Source organism: Streptomyces sp. F63 (genome assembly GCF_018070345.1).
Taxonomy (GTDB): domain Bacteria; phylum Actinomycetota; class Actinomycetes; order Streptomycetales; family Streptomycetaceae; genus Streptomyces.
This window is the reverse complement of the sequence record NZ_JAGPXX010000026.1, coordinates 46,386-66,452: the sequence shown is the minus strand read 5'-3', so window position 1 is coordinate 66,452 and position 20,067 is coordinate 46,386. Positions and strand designations below refer to the sequence as shown.

The following is a 20,067-nucleotide window of genomic DNA, read 5'->3' as shown; positions in this document are numbered from 1 at the left end:
CCTGTCACGGGTGGGACGCCAGGTCACTGGTCGGAGGAGAAACGGATCCCGGCCTCGGGGATGCGGGCGCCGCACCAGACGCGGATGCCGTCGCGGAGTTCGTTGTCGGCGCCCACGGTCGCGCCGTCCCCGATGACCGCGCCGTGCAGCACCGTGCGGGCGCCGATGACCGCTCCGGCGCCGATCAGGGAGTCGGTGATCCGGGCTCCCTCACCGATGACCGCGCCGTCCAGGACGGTGCTGCCGTCGAGGCTCGCCCCGGCGCCGACCCGGGCGCCCGTGCCGACGACGGTGCCGCCGGTGAGCTTGGCGTCCGGGGCCACGTCGGCTCCGTCCAGTACCAGGTGGTCGCCGCAGTCGCCCGGTACGGCCGGGGAGGGGGCGCGGCCGAGCACGAGATCGGCGGAGCCCCGGACGAATGCCTGGGGAGTGCCCAGATCGAGCCAGTAGGTCGAGTCGACCATGCCGTGCAGATGCGCGCCGGCTTCGAGCAGGCCGGGGAAGGTCTCGCGTTCGACGGAGACGGGCCGGCCCTCGGGTATGGAGTCGATCACGGAGCGGTCGAACACGTAGGCGCCCGCGTTGATCTGGTCGGTGACGATCTCCTCGGGCGTCTGGGGTTTCTCCAGGAACGCCGTGACCCGTCCGCTGCCGTCCGTGGGGACGAGGCCGAAGGCCCGCGGGTCGTCGACCCGGGTGAGGTGGAGTGAGACGTCCGCGCCCGAGGCGGTGTGGGTGTCCACCAGGGCGCGGATGTCGAGGCCGGTGAGGATGTCGCCGTTGAAGATGAGCACCGGCTCGTCCGGCCCGGAACGGAGGCGCGAGGCGACGTTGCGTATCGCGCCTCCGGTGCCCAGGGGTTCGGTCTCGGTGACGTACTCCAGGTGCAGTCCGAGGTCCGAGCCGTCGCCGAAGTACGGCTCGAACACCTCGGCCAGGTAGGACGTGGCGAGAACGACGTGCTCGACGCCGGCCGCGCGGGCCCGGGCGAGCTGGTGGCTGAGGAAGGGGACACCGGCCGCCGGGACCATGGGCTTGGGCGTGTGCACCGTCAGCGGGCGCAGCCGGGTGCCCTTGCCACCGACCAGGAGGATCGCTTCAGTCACCTTTGTCTTCTCTGCTTCCTGCCAGGGCCGGCGGTTGGGTCGGCGGTCAGTCTATGCAGACCGCCGGCGCCGGTCTGCGGCGTCAGCGGCCCTGGAGCCGGGCGGCGAGACTGCGGATGCCGCCGAGTTTGCCGTAGAGGCGGGCTCCGGGGCAGCTGGTGTAGAAGCCGTCCCGGTGCCCGGAGATGACTCTGAGGGTGACTCTGGTTCCCTTCGGGTACTTGGTGTTCCCGAGCGAGACGCGGGTGCCCGAACCGGCCGGGTTCCGGCCGAACAGACCGAGTTTCCAGGCCGTCAGCTTCGCGACGGCCTCCACGGCCTGCCGCGAGGGCCGGGCCGTGTTGTAGGTTCCGAGGACGGCGATGCCCATGCTGTTGTGGTTGAAACCGAGGGTGTGGGCGCCCTGGACGGGCCGGGCCACTCCCCCGGCGCGGCCTTCGTAGATGGTTCCGCACTTGTCGACGGCGAAGTTGTAGCCGATGTCGCGCCATTTCATGCTGTGGACGTGGTAGCGGTAGATACCGCGCAGGACGGACGGGGCCTGGGCGCAGCTGTATCCGTTGCCGGTGCCGCTGTGGTGGACGAAGGCGGTCCGCACGGTGTCGGTGTAGAGGAACCGCCGTTCGCGCCAGCTCTCGTTCGCGCCCCAGCCCCGGCGGATGACGATGCCCGGCCGGGGGCCGATGTAGCGGCTCACCGCGCGGGTCTCCGCGGAGCGCCGCGCGGCCTCCTCGGTGGCGGCCTTGCCGAGCGGGGCGATCTCCGTGGCCCCGGGAGGGGCGAGTTCCGCGTTGGCGGCGGCGCTCTGCCGCTCGGCGTCGGTCAGCCCGCCGGCCCGGTCGCGGGGTTCGCCGCCGGGCTCGCCGTCCTGGCCGGCTCCGGGGTCGCCGCCGGGGTCGACCAGTTCGATCCGGAGGCCGGCCGGGAACGCGGCGGGCGCCCGGTCCGCGGTCCGCTCCGGCAGCACGCGCACCTGGACGCCGTCGGACGCGCCGACCCAGAGGGGCGCGGTGCCGCCCCGGCGCTGTTCGCCGGGGACGGGGTCCGGTGCGTCGTCGTGGTGTGCGGAGAGGTCCCGCCAGCCGCTCCACTCCCCGGAGGCGGTGGAGCGGGTACGGACCTGCGCCTTGCCGTGCAGTTCCTCACCGGCGTCGTCCCAGACGATGCCGAGCAGGGAGTAGGGGCGGACGGTGCGGGCCGGCAGGACGCGGGCGGGGGCGCCCGCCGACCGGTCCGCGCCGGGGGGCGCGGTGAGCGGCAGGGACTGGGTTCCGCCGTCGGACGGCTCGGCCCCGGCGGCCGCGGCGGCCGGCCGGCGGAGCGCTTCGGGCGCCGCGGCGCCGGCGGGCAGGGCCAGGGGGAGAGAGAGCGCGGCCGCGCAGGCCACACCGGTCGTGGAAGCAAGGAGTGCACGCATACCGGCATGTTGGACATAGGCCAGTAAATCTGTCTATTCGTAAGATGACACCCAGTCGGCGCAATGGGGGCGCCTACCCGGCCGCCCCGGTTCACCCGGGCGCAGTGACGGCCGCGTACGCTTGCCCGGGTGAACGCAACCGATCGCACCCCGGCCGACCTGCTGCGATCCGCGCTCGCCGCGGATCCCGCCCGCCCCCTCGTCACCTTCTACGACGACGCCACCGGTGAACGGGTGGAGCTCTCCGTCGCGACCCTCGCCAATTGGGTGGCCAAGACCGCGAACCTCCTCCAGGGCGACCTGGGGCTCCAGCCGGGCGATCGGGCCGCGCTGCTGCTGCCGGCGCACTGGCAGACGGTGGTCTGGCTGCTGGCCTGCTCCTCGACGGGTGTCCTCGCGGACCTGGGCGGCGACCCGGCCGCGGCCGATCTGGCCGTCACCGGCCCGGACACGCTGGAGGAGGCCCGGGCCTGCCGCGGTGAACGGGTGGCGCTGAGCCTGCGCCCGCTCGGCGGGCGCTTCCCCGAACCCCCGTCCGGCTTCGCGGACTACGCCGTCGAGGTGCCGGGGCAGGGCGACCGCTTCGCCCCGTTCGCTCCGGTGGATCCGGACGAGCCCGCGCTGGCCTTCGCGGGCGCCGGCGAGCTGACGGCCGACCAGGTGGTCGAGCGGGCCCGGGCCGACGCCGCCACCCGGGAGTACACCCCGGTCTCCCGGGTGCTGTCCGGCCTGCCGTTCGACTCCTGGGACGGGCTCTCGGCCGGGCTGTTCGCCCCGCTCGCCGCGGGCGGATCCGTTGTCCTCTGCCGCCATCTCGACCGCCTCGCGCCCGACGCCCTGGAGCAGCGGCGGGAGAGCGAACGGGTCACCGCGACGGCCGGCTGAGGCCGCCGGCCGAGGCGACCGGCTGACGAGGCCGGCGGCCGGTTCGCGGTCGCCTCGCACGGCACTCCCGCCCCCGGAGGTGGCCGAAAGCCGCCAGGCCACTCGTACAACCATGCGGTCGGCATCCCCGTCTATCCCTGTGACCGGCGGCCCCACACACGGTATGACCCCGCCGGAACGTGAGGGATGGACTCCACAGTGACCGACACCGCCGCGACCCCAGCGGGCCCGGAGGACGGCTCCGCCGACAGCGGCCCCGCACAGCAGCAGGACAGGACCGAGGACGGTGAGGCCGGCGGCGGCATACCCAGGCGCCGCCGCTGGCTCCGCTGGACCGCGATGGGAGCGGCGGTGGCCGTGCTGGCCGCCGCCGGCACCGCCTGGTCCCTCTACCAGCGGCTCGACGGCAACATCCGCACCGACGCGGACACCTCCCGGGAACTGGAGGAGCACGCCGCCGACCGGCCCGTGTCCGTGGTGCGCGAGGCGGTGAACATCCTGCTCATCGGCTCCGACAACCGGGGCGACGGCAACGGCAAGTACGGTCAGGACAGCGGAACTCAGCGCTCCGACACCACGATCCTGCTGCACCTCGCCGCCGACCGGAAGAGCGGCACCGCCGTCAGCATCCCGCGCGACCTGATGGTGGACATCCCGGAGTGCACCGCTCCGGACGGCACCGCCGTCGCGCCCCGGTTCGCCCAGTTCAACTGGGCGTTCCAGTTCGCCGGGGCGGCCTGCACCATCCGCACGGTGGAGCAGCTGACCGGGATCCGGATGGACCACCACGCGATCGTCGACTTCAGCGGCTTCACGGAGATGGTGGACGCGATCGGCGGTGTGGAGATCTGCCTGGAGGAACCGGTCGACGACTCCGAGGCCCATGTGCGGCTGCCCGCCGGACGGCAGACGCTGAACGGCGAGGAGGCGCTGGGCTACGTCCGCGCCCGCTACAGCCTCGGCGACGGCACCGACACCGAGCGGATGTCCCGGCAGCAGCAGTTCCTCGCCACGATGCTCCAGCAGATCCGGGACGACGGGACGCTCCGGGACCCGGCCGAGCTGTACTCCCTGCTCGACGCCGCGACCTCCTCGCTCACCACCGATCCCGGGCTCGCCTCCCTGAAGAGCCTCTATGACCTCGCGGACAGTCTTCGGGACATGCCGGAGGGCGGAATGCGCTTCCTCACGGTGCCCCGGCAGCCCTACCGGTTGAACGCCAACCGCGATGAACTCGTACAACCCGATGCTTCACACCTGTTCGAGGAATTGAAGAACGACCGGCCCGTGCCGGACGGCGGCGGGCGGGGCGAGGAGCCCGGAGCCGGGGAGAGCCCCGCGTTCCCGGAACCCGCCGGGTCTCCCGCGGGCGGTTCCGGGGGCGGCTCGGGGGCCACTCCGCTCGCCGGCCTCTCGACCCCGGCCGCCTCGGCCGCCTCGGCCGTCCCGACCACCCCGCCTCCCACCCCCACACCGTCCAAAAAAGACTCCCTCTGCGGATGAGGAATCCATGAGATGCCCGTCACCGTGAAGAGAAATGCGAGCTTTACCCGGTTATCAGGACGTTGAATTCGTCACCGGCGTCGCCCCCCGGCGAATCGGGCGGCTAGTGTGAGCGACCCGACGCGCACCACCTGCGCGGATGGACACCGGCACAAGGACTGACCGAGCGCCCGAGGGGGAGGGCGCCGCGTGGCACCGACGGAGGACTCAGGGAACCGTGGACGCGCAAGGCCGAGGGCGGGCGGACGACATCGACCCCGCAGACCAGTGGGTGCTCGACCCGAATACCGGCAACTACGTTCTGCGACTGCAGGCCCCCGCAGCGCGACCCGCGGCTCCCGCTCCCCGCAGAGGTGCCGCCCCGGCCCCCGCGCCCCGGTCCGAGCCGGGCCGTGCCGCCTCCCGCTCCGGACCGCCCCGTTCCGCGTCCCGCCGCGCGGCCCCGGCCCGCGAGGAGGCCCAGCCCGGTATGCCCCCGCAGCGCGGCCGCCGGGCCGCGCCCAGGCCGGGCGGAGGGGGCAGCAGCCGGCGCAAGCGCAGGCAGCGGGCCGGCGGGAAGAAGAAGGCGCTGTACTGGACCGGCGGCGTGATGGCGTTCGTCCTGGTCGCGGGCGGCGCGACAGCCTACGCCCTGCTCGAACACTTCAACGGCAACATCAGCACCGTCGATGTCGGTGACGCAGGCAGCGACACCATCACCGACGGCCCGATGAACATCCTCGTCCTGGGCACGGACACCCGGACCGGCAAGGGCAACGAGGGCTACGGCGACAAGAACAGCGTCGGCCACGCCGACACCACGATCCTCTTCCACGTCTCCGAGGACCGCACCAACGCCACCGCGCTCAGCATCCCGCGCGACCTGATCACCGACATTCCGGACTGCCCGACGAAGCAGCCGGACGGTACCACCGATGTGATCCCGGGCCAGCAGCAGACCCGTTTCAACAAGAGCCTCGGTCAGGGCGGGCGCGACCCCGGCTGCACCATGCGGACCGTCGAGAAGATAACCGGGCTGCAGGTAGACCACTTCATGATGGCCGACTTCAACGCGGTGAAGACGCTTTCCACCGCTGTCGGCGGTGTGGATGTGTGCCTGGCCAAGGACATCGACGACCCCAAGTCCCACCTCAAGCTCAGCGCCGGCAAACACACGATCATGGGCGACGACGCGTTGGCCTTCGTCCGCACCCGGCACGGCTTGCAGTTCGAGAGCGACCTGGACCGTATCAAACTGCAACAGCAGTTCCTGGGGTCCATGATCCGCAAGATGAAGTCTGGCGACACCCTCTCCGATCCCAAGAAGATGTGGAAGCTCGCGGAGGCCGCCACCAACGCGCTCACCGTGAACACCGGCATCGGCACGGTCAACAAACTGATCGCGCTGGCCGAGAACCTGAAGAAGATCGACCTCAAGAACATCACCTTCGTGACCCTGCCGGTGGTGAACAACCCCGCCGAGAAGGTCGCTTCGACCGTGGTCCTCAATGAGGCGGAGGCCGAGCCGCTTTTCGCGATGATGCGGGACGACGTCTCGCTGACCGAGGTCGCAAAGAAGAAGAAAGCCGACAAGGCGGCCAAGGACAAGGCCAAGCTGAAAGGCGACCGTGCGGAACCGTCCGAAGTGCGGGTCGAGGTTCTGAACAGCGGCGCACCGGTGGGTGCCGCGCAGACGACCGTCGACTGGCTGCAGAACTCCCAGGGCGTGATCCGCTCGGCCAACGCCGGCAACGCACCCGGCGAAGAGCTGGCGAAGACGGTGCTCGAGTACGCGCCCAACCAAGCCGACCAGGCCCGCGCGCTGGCCGACATGATGGGCCTGAGCGCCTCCGCGCTGAAACCGGGGACCGAGGACGCCGGACCGACCGACACCATGACGCTCACCCTGGGCCGGGACTTCGACGAGCCCGGGAAGCCGCTGAGCGCCCCCACCAAAGCTCCGGAGAACATCCAGCGGGTCGAGGCCGACAAACAGGTGTGCGCCCAGTGAACCGCCGGCCCTCCGGGCCCCACCACCACTGATTCAACGGGGAGGCCCGATGCGGCAGACACGTGCCCGCAGGGGCGGTACGGAGAACGGACCCGAGCCGGCCGATCTCGGCTGGGACGAGAGCCTGTACGACGAGCGGGGCGGCACGGCCACGGTGCCCCTCGCCCCCGTCCCGGGTGACGGCCGGGCGGGGCCGCGGCCCGGCGCTTCCGGTGCCTCCGGCGGCGGGCGCGGCCGGCAGGCCCCGCCCCGCCGGGGCGGCGGCGGCCGCCGGGTGCTCCGCTGGTCCGCCGTCACCTTGTCGCTGCTGATACTCGGCACGGCCGGCGCCGGCTATCTCTACTACGAACATCTGAACGGCAACCTGGAGAAGGACGAGCTCAACCTCGGCGACAAGCGGCTCGACAAGGTCGCCCCGAACGCCGACGGCAACACCCCGCTCAACATCCTGCTGCTCGGCTCCGACAGCCGTAACTCCGAGGAGAACATCCGGCTCGGCGGCGCCCGCGCCGACGCGGGCCGCAAGCCGCTCGCCGATGTGCAGATGCTGCTGCACGTCTCGGCGGACCGCAGCAACATGTCGGTGATCAGCGTCCCGCGCGACACCCGGGTCACCGTTCCCAAGTGCACCGATCCCGAGGACGGCACCGTCTACCAGGAGACGAGTACCACCATCAACTCCAGCCTCCAGCACGGTGGTCCGGGCTGCACGGTCGCCACCTGGGAGGAGCTCACCGGCGTCCCGATCGACCACTTCATGATGATCGACTTCGCGGGCGTGGTCGACATGGCCGACGCCGTCGGCGGCGTGCCCGTCTGCGTCAACGCCAACGTCAAGGACCCCAAGTCCGGGCTGCGGCTGGAGAAGGGCGAGACGGTCATCAAGGGCGAGCAGGCCCTGCAGTGGCTGCGCAGCCGGCACGGTTTCGAGAACGGCAGCGACATCGGCCGCGCCAAGGCGCAGCACCTGTACATGAACTCCATGGTCCGCCAGCTCAAGGCGGGGACCAAGCTGACCAACCCCAACAAGCTGCGCAAGCTCGCCGAGGCCGCCACCAAGGCGCTCACCGTCGACAAGGGGCTGGGCAGCGTCGGCAAACTGTACGACCTGGGCGCCGATCTCCAGCAGGTGCCGACCGGGCGGATCACCATGGCGACCATGCCGTGGGTGGAGGACCCGCAGAACCCGCTGGCCCACCTCGTGCCGAAGCCCGGTGACGCCGAGCGGCTGTTCTCCCTCGTCCGCAACGACGTGGCGCTGGACGGCAAGGACAAGAAGAAGGCCGCGGAGAAGAGCCCGGAGCCGAGCGACCCGGCCGCCCCCAAGGCGGAGATCCCGGTGACCGTGCAGAACGGCACCGGCACCGCCGCCCAGGCCCCCGTCCGGGGCCGCGCCGCCGACATCGCCGGGGTGCTGGCCCGGGACGGCTACGCGCGGGCCGCCGCGGACGCGACGCCCAAGTCCCAGGCGGACACCACGGTCTCGTACCCCTCGAAGGACCTGCGCGGGGACGCCGAGCTCGTGGCGAAGTCGCTCGGACTGCCCGCCGGCGCGGTCCGGATCGCGCAGGACGTCCAGCAGGTCACCGTGGTGGTCGGCGCGGACTGGCGCACGGCGGGCGCGTACCCGGAGCCGTCGAAGAATCCGGAGGACGACAAGGCGCCGGAGAGCGCGGACGCGTTGAACGGCAACGACAAGTCCTGCATGGAGGTCAACCCGAGGTACACCTTCTGACCGGACGTGGCCGGACGTCGACGGGCGCGTCCGGCCACGGCGGCGGGCGGCAGCGGTCGTGTGGTGGAGCGGCGCGCGGGTCAGCCGGCGGTCTCGGCCGGCCCGGCCGGCTTCCCGGCCGGAGACGGCTCGCCCTCCGCCGTGACCGCCGGGCGGCGGCTGGCGATCACCTTGCGCGCCAGCGAGCGCGGACTGGTGAGGAAGCCCCAGCCCCACGACATGTGCATGGTCGCCAGCGCCACCGGGATGCGCAGCCGCGCCGCGAGCGGCAGCCCCCGGCCGGCCGGCAGCGAGCCCGCGGTGATGGCCGCGAGGTACCCCGCCGGGACGACGAGCCCCCAGGGGGTCAGGAGCGCGCCCGCGACCGTCCCGGCGGCGATGGCGAGCACGGCGGCCGGCGGGGCGAGATAGCGGAGGTTGATGGACCCGCGGTGGTAGCGGGCCACGACATGCCGCCAGCGGCCGTAGTCCTTGTACTGCCTGGCCAGCGCCCTGACCGTCGGCCGGGGCCGGTACGAGACCCTGAGCTCCGGCGAGAACCAGATCAGACCGCCGGCCTCGCGGATGCGGAAGTTCAGCTCCCAGTCCTGGGCGCGGATGAACTCCTCGTTGTAGCCGCCCTGCCGCTCCAGCGCCTCCCGGCGGAAGACGCCCAGGTAGACCGTCTCGGCCGGGGCCGCTTCGCCGCCGGTGTGGAACGCGGCGTTGCCGACGCCGATCCTGGACGTCATCGCCGCGGCGACGGCCTGCTCCCAGGCGTTCTCCCCCTCGGCGTGCATGATGCCGCCGACGTTCTGGGCGCCGGTCTCGGCCAGCAGCCGGACGGCGGTCGCGATGTAGTCCGGCGAGAGCATGCCGTGGCCGTCGACGCGCACCACGACCGGGTGCCGGGACGCCCTGATCGCGGCGTTGAGCGCGGCCGGGGTGCGGCCGGTGGGGTTGGGCACGGTGCGCACGCGCGGGTCCTCGCGGACCAGCCCGGCGGCGATCTCGTCCGTACGGTCCGCGGACGGGCCGAGGGCGATCACCACTTCGAGCTCGCCCGGGTACTCCTGCTGCAGGATGTGGCGGACGGAAGCGCGCAGATGCCGCTCTTCGTTGAGCACCGGCATGATCACGGAGACGGCCGGCGGCGGCTGTTCAGGGGAGGCGTTCATCGTTTCTCACGTTACCGCGAACGGGGGACGCCCCCGTAGCCGCCCGGGTGCGACCCGGCCCGCCGGGCGGCGTGGGGGCGCGGTGCGCTGATCGTACGGGCCTACGGTGACACCTTCCCGCCGGCTTCGCGCCGGCCTCCGGCCGCCCCTGCGGCGGCCCGTGTTCAGCCCGCCCCGGCCCCGCGGAGGTACCACCCGATGACGACGCCCCCCGCCCCCGGCCCGAGCCCCGAGTCCGCCGGCCGGAGCGGTGACCGCCGGTCCCGCCGGTCCCGGTGGGGAACGCGGCTCGCGCTCTGCGTCTCCGCGGTCGTCCTGTCGGCCGCCGGGGCGGGGCACGCGGTGGTGGGCGGCCTGGGCACCGCCATCGAACGGGTGGACCCCTTCGCCGGGCTGCCGGACCGGCCCGCGCGGGCGGGCGGCGGCGACGCGCTCAACTTCCTGCTCGTCGGCACGGACGGCCGGGACCGGATCACGGCCGAGCAGCGGCGGAGGTACCGGCTCGGCGGTGAGCCCTGCCACTGCACCGACGCCATCCTGCTGGTGCACCTCTCCGCCGACCGGCGGCGGGCCAGCGTGGTGAGCATCCCCCGGGACACCTACACGGAACTGCCCCCGGCCCCGGAGAACGGCGGGGACGGCACCGGAGCCGGGAGCGGGGCCGGGGACGGGAGCGGTGCAGGGGACGGCGACGGCGACGGCGGCCGCCCCGTCAAGATCAACTCGGTCTATGCCGAGGGCGGTCCGCAGCTCACCGTGCGGACGGTCGAGAAGCTCACCCGGGTCCGCATCGACCACTACGTGGAGGTCGACTTCAGCAGCTTCATCCGCACCGTGGACCTCCTCGGCGGCGTGGACATCTGCACCCCCCGCCCGCTCCGGGACCCGCGCAGCGGCCTCGACCTGCCCGCCGGCACCAGCAGGCTGGACGGCGGGGAGGCCCTGGCCTACGTCCGGGCCCGCCATCTCGACGCCGAGGGCGACCTGGGACGGATGCGGCGCCAGCAGCGTTTCCTGGCCGCCCTCGTGGACCGGGCCGCGGAGAGCGGCCTGCTGCTGAACCCGGTGAAACTCGACCGGGCCGCCGGCCAACTGCTCCGCTCGGTCCGGGCCGACCACGGCCTCGGCCCGGAGGAACTGATCGGTCTCGGCCGTGCCATGCGCGGTTTCACACCGGCGTCGTCGGAGTTCGTGTCGGTGCCGGTGGCCGACCCGGACCACAGGGTCCCCGGCATCGGCTCCACCGTTCTCTGGGACGAACCGCGGGCCGGGGCACTGTTCGAAGCCCTGCGCGAGGACCGGCCGCTGACCGGCGCCAACGGGCACTCCGGCCGCCACGACGACTCCGCCCGCCACCCCGCGGAAACGGGCCCGGCCACGCGGCGCGGCGGCCCGGACACCGGTCCGTCCTCCGCAACCCCGGGCCCGGAGAGTTCGGAGAGCCCGGCGGGCCCGGAGAGCCCGGAGAGCCCGCCGCAGCCGGGCGGTGCGGCTCCGGGTCCGGTCCGGGGCGACGAGGTCGTCTGCCCCTGAGCTCCGCGCCTGCCGGGCACCGGAAGGGTCCGGTCAGCCGCCTCAGTCGTCGATGCCCTCGGCCGCGCGCTTCTCGCGCAGCTCCCTGATGGCCCGGCGCCGCGCCAGCCGGTGCGTCCGGCGGATCTGCGCCTCCTGGTAGCGGCGCTCGTCGCGCTCGGTCTCGGGGACCACCTGCGGCACCGGCCGCGGTTTGCCCTCGGCGTCGACCGCCGCGAAGACGAGGTAGGCGCTGCCGACCTGAGTGGCCGGCGTCGACTCGTTCCAGCGCTCCGCCATGACCCGGACGCCGACCTCCATCGAGGACCGGCCGGTCCAGTTGACCTGCGCTCTCACATGCACCAGGTCGCCGACGCGCACCGGCTCCAGGAAGACCATCTCGTCCATCGAGGCCGTGACGGCCGGACCGCCCGAGTGACGCCCGGCGACCGCGCCCGCGGCGTCGTCCACCAGCTTCATGATCACGCCACCGTGCACCGTGCCCAGAAGATTGGTGTCATGTGCGGTCATGATGTGGGACAGGGTGGTACGCGAGGCACTGGTGGGCTTGCTCGGAACGTTCTGGTGCGCGGATAGGGCCTGATCGGTCATGTCTTCCACTGTATGCGCCCGATCTTCATGGCCTGACCAGCACCGTTTCTGCATCAGCTCTGCTACAGCATTGTGTGTATCCGCCACCCGCCCTGGGACCCGGCCCCCTCCGGGATGCACACTTCCCCCTATGACTGACTGGCCCCCAGGGCGGACCGCGGACGGTGACGGCTACGGACGCGGCAACGCGGTGCCCGGACCGGAGCCGACACGGCGGATGCCCCACATGCGGCGCGGCGCGCAGCCGGCCGGACCGATACCGGACCACCCCGCACCGCCGTACGGCCGCGTGCCCGCCCAGCAGTCGCAGGGCTACGACGACTACTACGCCGACGGTGACGGATACAACACCGGCCAGGTCTACGGCGGTGGCGGCGGATACGGCGGCGACCCGTACGGCCGCCCGGCCCCGGACTGGGGCCGCCGCATCAAACGCGGTCTGGTGACACTGGTCCTGGTAGCCCTGGTGGTGAGCATCGGCACCTACTTCTGGGCGGACTCCAAGCTGCGCCGTGAGGTGGATCTCAGCATCGTCAAGGACCGCCCGGAGGCCGGCGAGGGCACCAACTACCTGATCGTGGGCTCCGACAGCCGCGAAGGGCTCTCCCCGGAGGACCAGAAGCGGCTGCACACCGGCAAGGTCGAGGGCAAGCGCACCGACTCGATGATGATTCTGCACGTCGGCGACAACGGGAACACCATGGTCTCCCTGCCGCGCGACTCGTACGTCACCATCCCCGACTTCACCGGCTCGGAGAGCGGCAAGGACTTCCCCGCCTCAGGGCCCTCCAAGCTCAACGCCTCGTACTCCAAGGACGGCGCTCCGCTGCTCGTCCGCACCGTCGAGTTCAACACCGGACTGAAGATCGACCACTACGCCGAGATCGGCTTCGGCGGCTTCGCGGAGATCGTGGACGCGGTGGGCGGCGTCGAGATGGACATCCCGCGCGACCTCAAGGAGAAGAACTCCGGCATCGACCTGAAGAAGGGCCGCCAGACCCTCGACGGCGAGCAGGCACTGGCCTTCGTCCGGCAGCGGTACGGTCTGGCCGGCGGCGACCTGGACCGCACCAAGAACCAGCAGAAGTTCCTCTCCGCGCTGGCCTCCCAGACCGCGAGCCCCTCGACGGTCCTGAACCCCTTCAAGCTCTACCCGGTGATGGGCGCCGGGCTCGACACCCTGATCGTCGACGAGGACATGAGCCTGTTCGACCTGGCCTCCATGTTCTGGGCGATGAAGGACGTCACGGGCGGTGGCGGCAAGCAGATGAACATGCCGATCGCGGGCTCGGCCCCGGGCGGCTCGCTGAGGTGGGACATGCCGAAGGTCAAGCAGCTCGTCTCGGAACTCAAGAACGACCAGCCGGTCACCGTCACGGAGTGACGGACCGCGTCCTGGGCCGGCTGCCCCGGGTCTCCACCGTGGCGGACAGCGCGGCCCGCGTCGCGAAGCGGGTGCTTCTCCGGCGCCCCCCGCAGCAGAACGAACGCCCCCCGCTGACCGGCCGGGGGGCGTTCGCGTGCAAGGGCGGGGCGGCAACCGGGGCCGCGTCCGGGCTACTTGGGCAGGTTGCGGGCCATGACGATGCGCTGGACCTGGTTGGTGCCCTCGTAGATCTGGGTGATCTTGGCGTCGCGCATCATGCGCTCCACCGGGTAGTCGCGGGTGTAGCCGTAGCCGCCGAGGAGCTGGACCGCGTCGGTGGTGACTTCCATGGCGGCGTCGGAGGCGTAGCACTTGGCGGCGGCGCCGAAGAAGGTGAGGTCGGCGTCGACGCGTTCGGACTTGGCGGCGGCCGCGTAGGTCAGCTGGCGGGCGGCCTCGATCTTCATCGCCATGTCGGCCAGCATGAACTGGACGCCCTGGAAGTCGGCGATCGGCTTGCCGAACTGCTTGCGCTCCTGGACGTAGCCCTTGGCGTAGTCGAGGGCGCCCTGGGCGATGCCGAGGGCCTGGGCGGCAATGGTGATGCGGGTGTGGTCGAGGGTCTTCATCGCGGTGGCGAAGCCGGTGCCCTCCGCGCCGATCATGCGGTCGGCGGGGATGCGGACGTTGTCGAAGTAGACCTCGCGGGTCGGGGAACCCTTGATGCCGAGCTTCTTCTCCGGGGCGCCGAAGGAGACGCCCTCGTCGGACTTCTCGACGACGAAGGCGGAGATGCCCTTGCTGCGCTTCTCCGGGTCGGTGACGGCCATGACCGTGTAGTAGTCGCTGACGCCGGCGTTGGTGATCCAGCGCTTCACGCCGTTGAGGACCCAGGAGTCGCCGTCGCGGACGGCGCGGGTCTTCATGCCCGCGGCGTCGGAGCCCGCGTCCGGCTCGGAGAGGCAGTACGAGAACATGCCCTGGCCCTTGGCGAGCGGGGTCAGGTACTTCTTCTTCAGCTCCTCGGAGCCGGAGAGCACCAGGGGCAGCGAGCCGAGCTTGTTGACCGCGGGGATCAGGGAGGAGGAGGCGCAGACGCGGGCCACCTCCTCGATGACGATGACCGCGGAGAGGGCGTCGGCGCCCGCGCCGCCGTAGGACTCGGGGACGTGGACGGCGTGCAGGTCGTTCGCGGTGAGGGCGTCCAGTGCCTCCTGGGGGAAGCGGCCCTCCTCGTCCACCTCGGCGGCGAAGGGCGCGATCTTCGCCTCGGCGAGCGCACGGACCGAATCGCGGAGCATGTCGTGCTCCTCGGACGGCCGGTAGAGGTCGAATTCGGTGGACGACAAGGTGCCCTCACTCCCAGCTGCTGCTAACTACCGTTAAGTAACTTAATTCTAGTCGCGCGGGCCCGCCGGGTACAGGTGAGTTTGGCGACAGCGTGACGGCGGGACGGACCACACGGCGGGACGGACCACGGGGCGGACGGCGGGCTCCACGGCGGGCGGATATGCTCGCCGCAGTCCGCTCGCACGCGCATACGGAGTAGCGATGGCACCCAAGATCACCGTGATCGGCACCGGCTACCTCGGCGCCACGCACGCCGCGGCGATGGCCGAACTCGGCTTCGAGGTCCTGGGGCTCGACATCTCCCCCGAGAAGATCGAGACGCTCTCGGCGGGCAACGTCCCCCTGTACGAGCCCGGGCTGGAGGAGCTGCTCCGCAAGCACGTCGCGGGCCGTCCCGGCTCCAGCGGCCGGCTGCGTTTCACCACTTCGTACGAGGAGGTGGGCGAGTTCGGCGACATCCACTTCATCTGCGTCAACACCCCGCAGAAGCACGGCGAGTACGCCTGCGACATGAGCTACGTCGACAGCGCGTTCACCTCGCTGGCGCCGCATCTGCGCCGGCCCGCCCTCGTCGTCGGCAAGTCCACCGTGCCGGTGGGGAGCGCCGCCCGGCTCGCGGCCCTGCTCGCCGAGCAGGCCCCGGCGGGCGAGGACGCCGAGCTCGCCTGGAATCCGGAGTTCCTGCGCGAGGGCTTCGCCGTCAAGGACACCCTGCACCCGGACCGCATCGTCATCGGCGTCGCGAGCGAGCGGGCCGAGAAGCAGCTGCGGGAGGTCTACGCGACCCCGCTCGCGGAGGGCTCGCCGCTCGTCGTCACCGACTACCCGACCGCCGAACTGGTGAAAGTCGCCGCCAACTCCTTCCTCGCCACCAAGATCTCCTTCATCAACGCCATGGCCGAGGTCTGCGAGGCCGCCGGCGGTGATGTCGCCAAGCTGGCCGAGGCCATCGGGCACGACGAGCGGATCGGCAAGAAGTTCCTGCGGGCCGGGATCGGCTTCGGCGGCGGCTGTCTGCCGAAGGACATCCGGGCCTTCATGGCCCGCGCGGGTGAGCTGGGCTCCCCGCAGGCGCTGGCCTTCCTCCGCGAGGTCGACTCGGTCAACATGCGCCGCCGCGGTCACATGGTCGAACTGGCCCGCGAGGCCGTGGGCGGCGGCTTCCTCGGCGTGCGGGTGGCGGTGCTCGGCGCCGCCTTCAAGCCGGACTCGGACGACGTCCGGGACTCCCCCGCCCTCAACGTGGCCGGGCAGATCCACCTCCAGGGCGGCCAGGTCACCGTCTACGACCCGAAGGCCATGGAGAACGCGCGCCGGGTCTTCCCGACGCTCGGGTACGCCCCGAGCGCCCTGGAGGCGGCGCGCGGCGCGGATGTGGTGCTGCACCTCACGGAGTGGCGGGAGTTCCGGGAGCTCGACCCGGTGGCGCTGGGCGAGGTCGTCGCCGAACGCCGTCTCCTGGACGGGCGCAACGCCCTCGCCCCGGATGCCTGGCGCGAGGCCGGCTGGACGTACCGGGCCCTGGGGCGGCCCCACGCCTGAGGCTGCCCGGTCCGTCCGCCGGGGGCCGGTGCGCGGCCGCACGCGGGCCGCGTTCTCCGCGACCGGGGTGCGGTCCGCCCGTCCGGTGGCGGTGCCGTCAGCCGGTGCCGTCAGCCGCTGCCGCCGCCGGCCACCGCGCGCAGCGAGTGGCAGGCGCCCTCCAGGTGCGTGCGCATGGTGCGGACGGCCTGCTCGGCGTTCCCGGCGCGCAGGGCGTCCAGGACCGCGGTGTGCTCCGCGATGATGCGCTCGCGCCCCAGGGTGTGCCGCGTCTGCACCATCGACAGATGGACCTCGCCCTGGATGCCCCGGTAGAGCCGGCTGAGCCGGGGGCTGCCGACCGCTTCCACCAGGGACTGGTGGAACCGCAGGTCGCTCTCGACGAAGGCGCTGTGCGGAGCCTCGTCCGGGAGCCGGGCGAGGTCCGTGATGGCGCGCTCGGCGGCGGCCGACGGCACGCTGCCGCGCTCGACCAGGAGGCGGACGACCGCCGTCTCCAGGGGGGTGCGGACCAGGAAGAGGTCCTCGATGTCCGACCGGGTCAACTGCGGTACGCAGGCCGCCTTGTTGGCCTCGCGGTGCAGCAGCCCCTCGTGCACCAGGGCGGTCACGGCGCTGCGGGCCGTGGGCCGGGAGACGGCGTACTCCGCCGCGATCTCGGTCTCGGCGAGGGCGGTGCCGGGCGTGATCCGCCCGTCGAGCACCCGGTCCCGCAGGGACGCGGCGAGCGCCTCGACGACCGAGACGGTGGACAGCCGAAGGGCGGCGTCCGGAGCCATGCACACCTCCGTCAGGCAGGGGCCTCATTCTCACACGGGCGTCCCCGGCCCTCGCCGGACGCGATCCGTTGACAGACATGTCTGGTTGTCTGACAATCTCGGGGTTCCCCTGGGCTGGAGTGGCGTGCGCCCCCGGCCGGTATACAGAGAGGTGAGGGCGCGTCATGGCTGCCTGCCACCAGGTCTTCCCACCCCGCCGCGGACGTCCCGGGCACGGCGGCCCTCCGGGGGCCCCGCCCCTCGCCGTCCGCACCCCGTGCGCCCCGCGGCCGGCGCCCGTACCGGACCGGAGGGTGGTGCGCCGATGACCACGGACACCGATCTCGCCCGTGATCTCGCGGCCATCGTCGGCCCCGGCCACGTCCGCACGGACGCCGGCGCGCTGACCGCCTACGGCCGCGACGCCACCCCCCTCTTCCACGCCCTGCCGCAGGCCGTGGTGCTGCCGGGCAGCACCGAGGAGGTCGCGGCCGTCCTGCGGTACGCCACCGAGCGGCGCGTCCCCGTCGTGCCGCGCGGCGCCGGCTCCAATCTGTGCGCCGCCACCGTGCCGCTGTCCGGCGGCATCGTGCTCGTCCTCACCCGGCTCGACACGATCCTGGAGGTCAGCCCCGAGGAGCTGCTGGCCCGGGTGCAGCCGGGCGTCAGCACCGCCGCCCTGGCCGACGCGGCGGCGGCCCGCGGGCTGCTCTACGCCCCGGACCCCGGTAGCCGCACCGTCTCCACGGTCGGCGGCAATGTGGCCACCTGCGCCGGCGGGCTGCGCGGCCTGAAGTACGGGGTCACCCGCAACTACGTCCTCGGTCTGGAGGCGGTCCTGCCCACCGGCGAGATCATCCGGACCGGCGGGCGGCTGTGGAAGGACGTCGCCGGCTACGACCTGACGCGCCTCCTCACCGGCTCCGAGGGCACCCTCGCGGTGATCACCGAGGTCACCGTGGCCCTGCTGCCCGCCCCCGGGGAGAGCGGCACCGGCGTCGCCTACTTCGACTCCCTCGCCGACGCCTCCCGGGCCGTCGCGGACGTCATCTCCGCCGGAATCGTCCCGGCCACGCTGGAGTTCCTCGACCGCAAGTGCATCGCGGCGGTCGAGGAGTTCGCCGGCCTCGGGCTGCGGCGGGACGCGGGCGCGCTGCTGCTCTTCGGCGACGACGGCGCGCCCGGCGCCGTGGCCGGGAACCTGGCCCGCATCCAGGACGTCTGCGCGGGCGCCGGAGCACTGGAGACCACCCTCGCGGAGGACGTGGCCCGCGCCGACGCCCTGCTCGCGGCCCGCCGCTGCTCGCTCCCCGCGCTCTCCCGCCTCGGCTCGCTCACGATCCTGGAGGACGCCACCGTGCCGCGGCACCGGCAGGCCGAGATGGTCGACCGCATCGACGGGATCGCCGCGAAGCACGACCTGCTGATCGCCACCTTCGGCCACGCCGGGGACGGCAACCTCCACCCCACCTGCGTACTGGACCCCGAGGACACCGAGGGCGCCGACCGCGCGCACCGCGCCTTCGCGGAGATCTTCGCCGCCGCCCTCGCCATGGACGGCACCATCACCGGCGAACACGGCGTGGGCGCGGCCAAGCTGCCGTATCTGGCGGACAAGATCGGCGCGGACCAGATGGCCCTGCTGCGGCGCGTCAAGACGGCCTTCGACCCGGCCGGCATCCTCAACCCCGGAAAGCTCGGCTCATGAACGACCGTACGAACGACCGTGAGAACGCCGGACACGGCGACCGGCCGGGGCGTCCCGGGAACGGCGACGCGGCAGCGGGCCCCGGCCACGGCCGCCACGCGGATCCCGCATCCGGCCGCCGCCCCGCCGTCTCCGCCCCCGCCCCCTCCCCCGCCTCCGGACCGGGCGGAAACCTCGGCCTCTTCGACCAGAGCCTGCTCGACCGCTGCATCTCCTGCGGCTTCTGCCTGCCCGCCTGCCCCACCTACGCCCTCACCGGCGAGGAGACCTCGTCCCCGCGCGGCCGGATCACCCTGATGCGGGCCCTGGAGACCGGACAGCTCCCTCCCGGCGACCCGACCCTGGCCGAGGAGTCGTCGTTCTGCCTGGGCTGCCGCGCCTGTGAGACCGTCTGCCCCGCCGGGGTGGAGTACGGCTCACTGCTGGAGCAGTGGCGCGACCACCAGTGGAGCGGCCGCGACCGGCCGTGGATCGCGCGGATCCTGATGCTCCTCGTCTCACGGCCCGCGCTGCTGCGGCTCCAGGGACTGGTACGCCGCCACGCCCGCGGCGGTGGCCGGGGCGGAGTCCACGGGCAGCCGGAGCGGTCCCCCGCGGAAGGGGCGGCGGCAGCCGGGCCCGCCGAACCGGCCGGGCAGGCCGCTGCCCCGGACAGGCGGCAGCCGGCACCAAATCCGCCCGTCTCACTGATGCTCGGCTGCGTCGAACGGGGCCTCTACCCCAAGGTGTCCCGCGCCGCCCGGAAGCTGTGCCCCGAGCTCTCCGTCCCCTCCGGGCAGGGCTGCTGCGGTGCCCTCCACGCCCACAACGGCGACTCCGCCGCCGGCGCCGCGATGGCCCGCGCCCTCGGCGAGAAGCTGCCCGGCACGATCCTGACCACGGCCGGAGGCTGCGCCGCGCATCTCGCCCACCATCTCGGCCGGGACCGGGTGCGGGAGCTGAGCGAGTACCTCGGCGAGGCGGAGTACGCCCCGGCCGGTGAGGTCACGGCCGGCGGCCGCCGGGCCCGCGCCGTGCTCCAGGACTCCTGCCATCTGCGCAACGGACTGGGCGTCACCCGGCCGCCCCGCGAGCTGATCGCGGCCGTCGCCGACTACGTGGAGCTGCCGGGCGCGGGCCAGTGCTGCGGAGCGGCGGGCACCTACGCCATGCTCCGGCCCGACGACAGCAGGGCCGTCCTGGACCCGAAGCTGGACGCCATCGAGCAGCTCGGCGTCGACTACGTCGTCACCGTCAACCCGGGTTGCCTGCGCCAGGTCCAGCAGGGGCTGCGGCGCCGGCGCTCCCGGGCCCGGGCGATCCACCTCGCGGAGTTCCTGACCCTGGCGGCGAAGCCCGGCCAGTCCCCGGGGGGTTCTCCCGGGCCACGGAACGGGTGACCGCCCGGCGCCCGTTCCCGGTGGGCCGGCCGGACGCCCTCGTCCTG

The 20,067-nt window shown here is 72.8% G+C and carries 15 protein-coding genes; 9 read left to right on the top strand and 6 right to left on the bottom strand.

The annotated features are described in order from the left end of the window. Nucleotides 1–23 precede the first annotated feature (23 nt). Both KBZ10_RS22345 and KBZ10_RS22340 read right to left on the bottom strand, forming a co-directional pair. Nucleotides 24–1,106, bottom strand: coding sequence for a sugar phosphate nucleotidyltransferase (locus KBZ10_RS22345; RefSeq protein ID WP_210989481.1), 1,083 nt, complete (start codon nucleotides 1,104–1,106; stop codon nucleotides 24–26). Between the two features lie 82 nt (nucleotides 1,107–1,188). Beyond that, a complete protein-coding gene (locus KBZ10_RS22340; RefSeq protein WP_210989480.1) occupies nucleotides 1,189–2,523 on the bottom strand; it encodes a peptidoglycan recognition protein in 1,335 nt (444 codons plus the stop codon). Between the two features lie 129 nt (nucleotides 2,524–2,652). Between KBZ10_RS22340 and KBZ10_RS22335 the strand changes: the two genes are divergently transcribed. The 4 genes from KBZ10_RS22335 (at nucleotide 2,653) to KBZ10_RS22320 (ending at nucleotide 8,636) form a co-directional block, all read left to right on the top strand. Then, nucleotides 2,653–3,408, top strand: coding sequence for a TIGR03089 family protein (locus KBZ10_RS22335; RefSeq protein WP_210989479.1), 756 nt, complete (start codon nucleotides 2,653–2,655; stop codon nucleotides 3,406–3,408). Between the two features lie 186 nt (nucleotides 3,409–3,594). Then, the gene (locus tag KBZ10_RS22330; RefSeq protein ID WP_210989478.1) at nucleotides 3,595–4,911 is read left to right on the top strand and encodes an LCP family protein; all 1,317 of its coding nucleotides are present in this window, start codon (nucleotides 3,595–3,597) and stop codon (nucleotides 4,909–4,911) included. Between the two features lie 217 nt (nucleotides 4,912–5,128). Further along, complete coding sequence (locus KBZ10_RS22325) at nucleotides 5,129–6,901, top strand: LCP family protein (RefSeq protein WP_210989477.1); 1,773 nt, start codon at nucleotides 5,129–5,131, stop codon at nucleotides 6,899–6,901. A 49-nt stretch (nucleotides 6,902–6,950) separates the two neighbouring features. Then, nucleotides 6,951–8,636, top strand: a complete 1,686-nt coding sequence (locus tag KBZ10_RS22320) for an LCP family protein (RefSeq protein ID WP_210989476.1) — start codon at nucleotides 6,951–6,953, stop codon at nucleotides 8,634–8,636. A gap of 80 nt (nucleotides 8,637–8,716) precedes the next feature. Here KBZ10_RS22320 and KBZ10_RS22315 read toward each other — a convergent pair whose 3' ends face one another. After that, a complete protein-coding gene (locus tag KBZ10_RS22315) occupies nucleotides 8,717–9,793 on the bottom strand; it encodes a glycosyltransferase family 2 protein (RefSeq protein ID WP_210989475.1) in 1,077 nt (358 codons plus the stop codon). A gap of 198 nt (nucleotides 9,794–9,991) precedes the next feature. Between KBZ10_RS22315 and KBZ10_RS22310 the strand changes: the two genes are divergently transcribed. Continuing rightward, the gene (locus KBZ10_RS22310; protein ID WP_210989474.1) at nucleotides 9,992–11,326 is read left to right on the top strand and encodes an LCP family protein; all 1,335 of its coding nucleotides are present in this window, start codon (nucleotides 9,992–9,994) and stop codon (nucleotides 11,324–11,326) included. Nucleotides 11,327–11,368: 42 nt separating this feature from the next. Here KBZ10_RS22310 and KBZ10_RS22305 read toward each other — a convergent pair whose 3' ends face one another. Next, nucleotides 11,369–11,917: an acyl-CoA thioesterase gene (locus tag KBZ10_RS22305; RefSeq protein WP_210989473.1), complete on the bottom strand. Its 549-nt coding sequence runs from the start codon at nucleotides 11,915–11,917 to the stop codon at nucleotides 11,369–11,371. A 130-nt stretch (nucleotides 11,918–12,047) separates the two neighbouring features. Here KBZ10_RS22305 and KBZ10_RS22300 point away from each other — a divergent pair, with 130 nt between their 5' ends. Then, nucleotides 12,048–13,301, top strand: coding sequence for an LCP family protein (locus tag KBZ10_RS22300; protein WP_210989472.1), 1,254 nt, complete (start codon nucleotides 12,048–12,050; stop codon nucleotides 13,299–13,301). A 173-nt stretch (nucleotides 13,302–13,474) separates the two neighbouring features. Here the strand turns inward: KBZ10_RS22300 and KBZ10_RS22295 are convergent, their stop codons facing one another. Further along, nucleotides 13,475–14,632, bottom strand: coding sequence for an acyl-CoA dehydrogenase (locus KBZ10_RS22295; protein WP_282107866.1), 1,158 nt, complete (start codon nucleotides 14,630–14,632; stop codon nucleotides 13,475–13,477). 202 nt (nucleotides 14,633–14,834) lie between these two features. Here KBZ10_RS22295 and KBZ10_RS22290 point away from each other — a divergent pair, with 202 nt between their 5' ends. Continuing rightward, on the top strand, nucleotides 14,835–16,175 hold the full coding sequence (locus KBZ10_RS22290; protein WP_210989471.1) for a UDP-glucose/GDP-mannose dehydrogenase family protein: 1,341 nt from the start codon (nucleotides 14,835–14,837) through the stop codon (nucleotides 16,173–16,175). Between the two features lie 110 nt (nucleotides 16,176–16,285). On the opposite strand, the gene KBZ10_RS22285 is transcribed toward KBZ10_RS22290, so the two are convergent. Further along, nucleotides 16,286–16,954, bottom strand: coding sequence for a GntR family transcriptional regulator (locus KBZ10_RS22285; RefSeq protein WP_210989470.1), 669 nt, complete (start codon nucleotides 16,952–16,954; stop codon nucleotides 16,286–16,288). 304 nt (nucleotides 16,955–17,258) lie between these two features. Here KBZ10_RS22285 and KBZ10_RS22280 point away from each other — a divergent pair, with 304 nt between their 5' ends. Further along, complete coding sequence (locus KBZ10_RS22280; RefSeq protein ID WP_210989469.1) at nucleotides 17,259–18,641, top strand: FAD-binding oxidoreductase; 1,383 nt, start codon at nucleotides 17,259–17,261, stop codon at nucleotides 18,639–18,641. After that, nucleotides 18,638–20,020 carry a (Fe-S)-binding protein gene (locus tag KBZ10_RS22275; RefSeq protein ID WP_210989468.1) on the top strand — a complete coding sequence of 461 codons (1,383 nt, stop codon included), beginning with the start codon at nucleotides 18,638–18,640 and terminating at the stop codon, nucleotides 20,018–20,020. Before KBZ10_RS22280 ends, KBZ10_RS22275 begins: the two co-directional genes overlap by 4 nt. The last annotated feature ends 47 nt before the right edge of the window (nucleotides 20,021–20,067 follow it).

Coding starts and splice junctions, on each gene's coding strand:
- KBZ10_RS22300 (WP_210989472.1), top strand. CDS start 12,048: ATGACTGACTGGCCCCCAGGGCGGACCGCGGACGGTGACGGCTACGGA.
- KBZ10_RS22290 (WP_210989471.1), top strand. CDS start 14,835: ATGGCACCCAAGATCACCGTGATCGGCACCGGCTACCTCGGCGCCACG.
- KBZ10_RS22320 (WP_210989476.1), top strand. CDS start 6,951: ATGCGGCAGACACGTGCCCGCAGGGGCGGTACGGAGAACGGACCCGAG.
- KBZ10_RS22275 (WP_210989468.1), top strand. CDS start 18,638: ATGAACGACCGTACGAACGACCGTGAGAACGCCGGACACGGCGACCGG.
- KBZ10_RS22315 (WP_210989475.1), bottom strand. CDS start 9,793: ATGAACGCCTCCCCTGAACAGCCGCCGCCGGCCGTCTCCGTGATCATG.
- KBZ10_RS22330 (WP_210989478.1), top strand. CDS start 3,595: ATGGACTCCACAGTGACCGACACCGCCGCGACCCCAGCGGGCCCGGAG.
- KBZ10_RS22305 (WP_210989473.1), bottom strand. CDS start 11,917: ATGACCGATCAGGCCCTATCCGCGCACCAGAACGTTCCGAGCAAGCCC.
- KBZ10_RS22285 (WP_210989470.1), bottom strand. CDS start 16,954: ATGGCTCCGGACGCCGCCCTTCGGCTGTCCACCGTCTCGGTCGTCGAG.
- KBZ10_RS22280 (WP_210989469.1), top strand. CDS start 17,259: ATGACCACGGACACCGATCTCGCCCGTGATCTCGCGGCCATCGTCGGC.
- KBZ10_RS22310 (WP_210989474.1), top strand. CDS start 9,992: ATGACGACGCCCCCCGCCCCCGGCCCGAGCCCCGAGTCCGCCGGCCGG.
- KBZ10_RS22340 (WP_210989480.1), bottom strand. CDS start 2,523: ATGCGTGCACTCCTTGCTTCCACGACCGGTGTGGCCTGCGCGGCCGCG.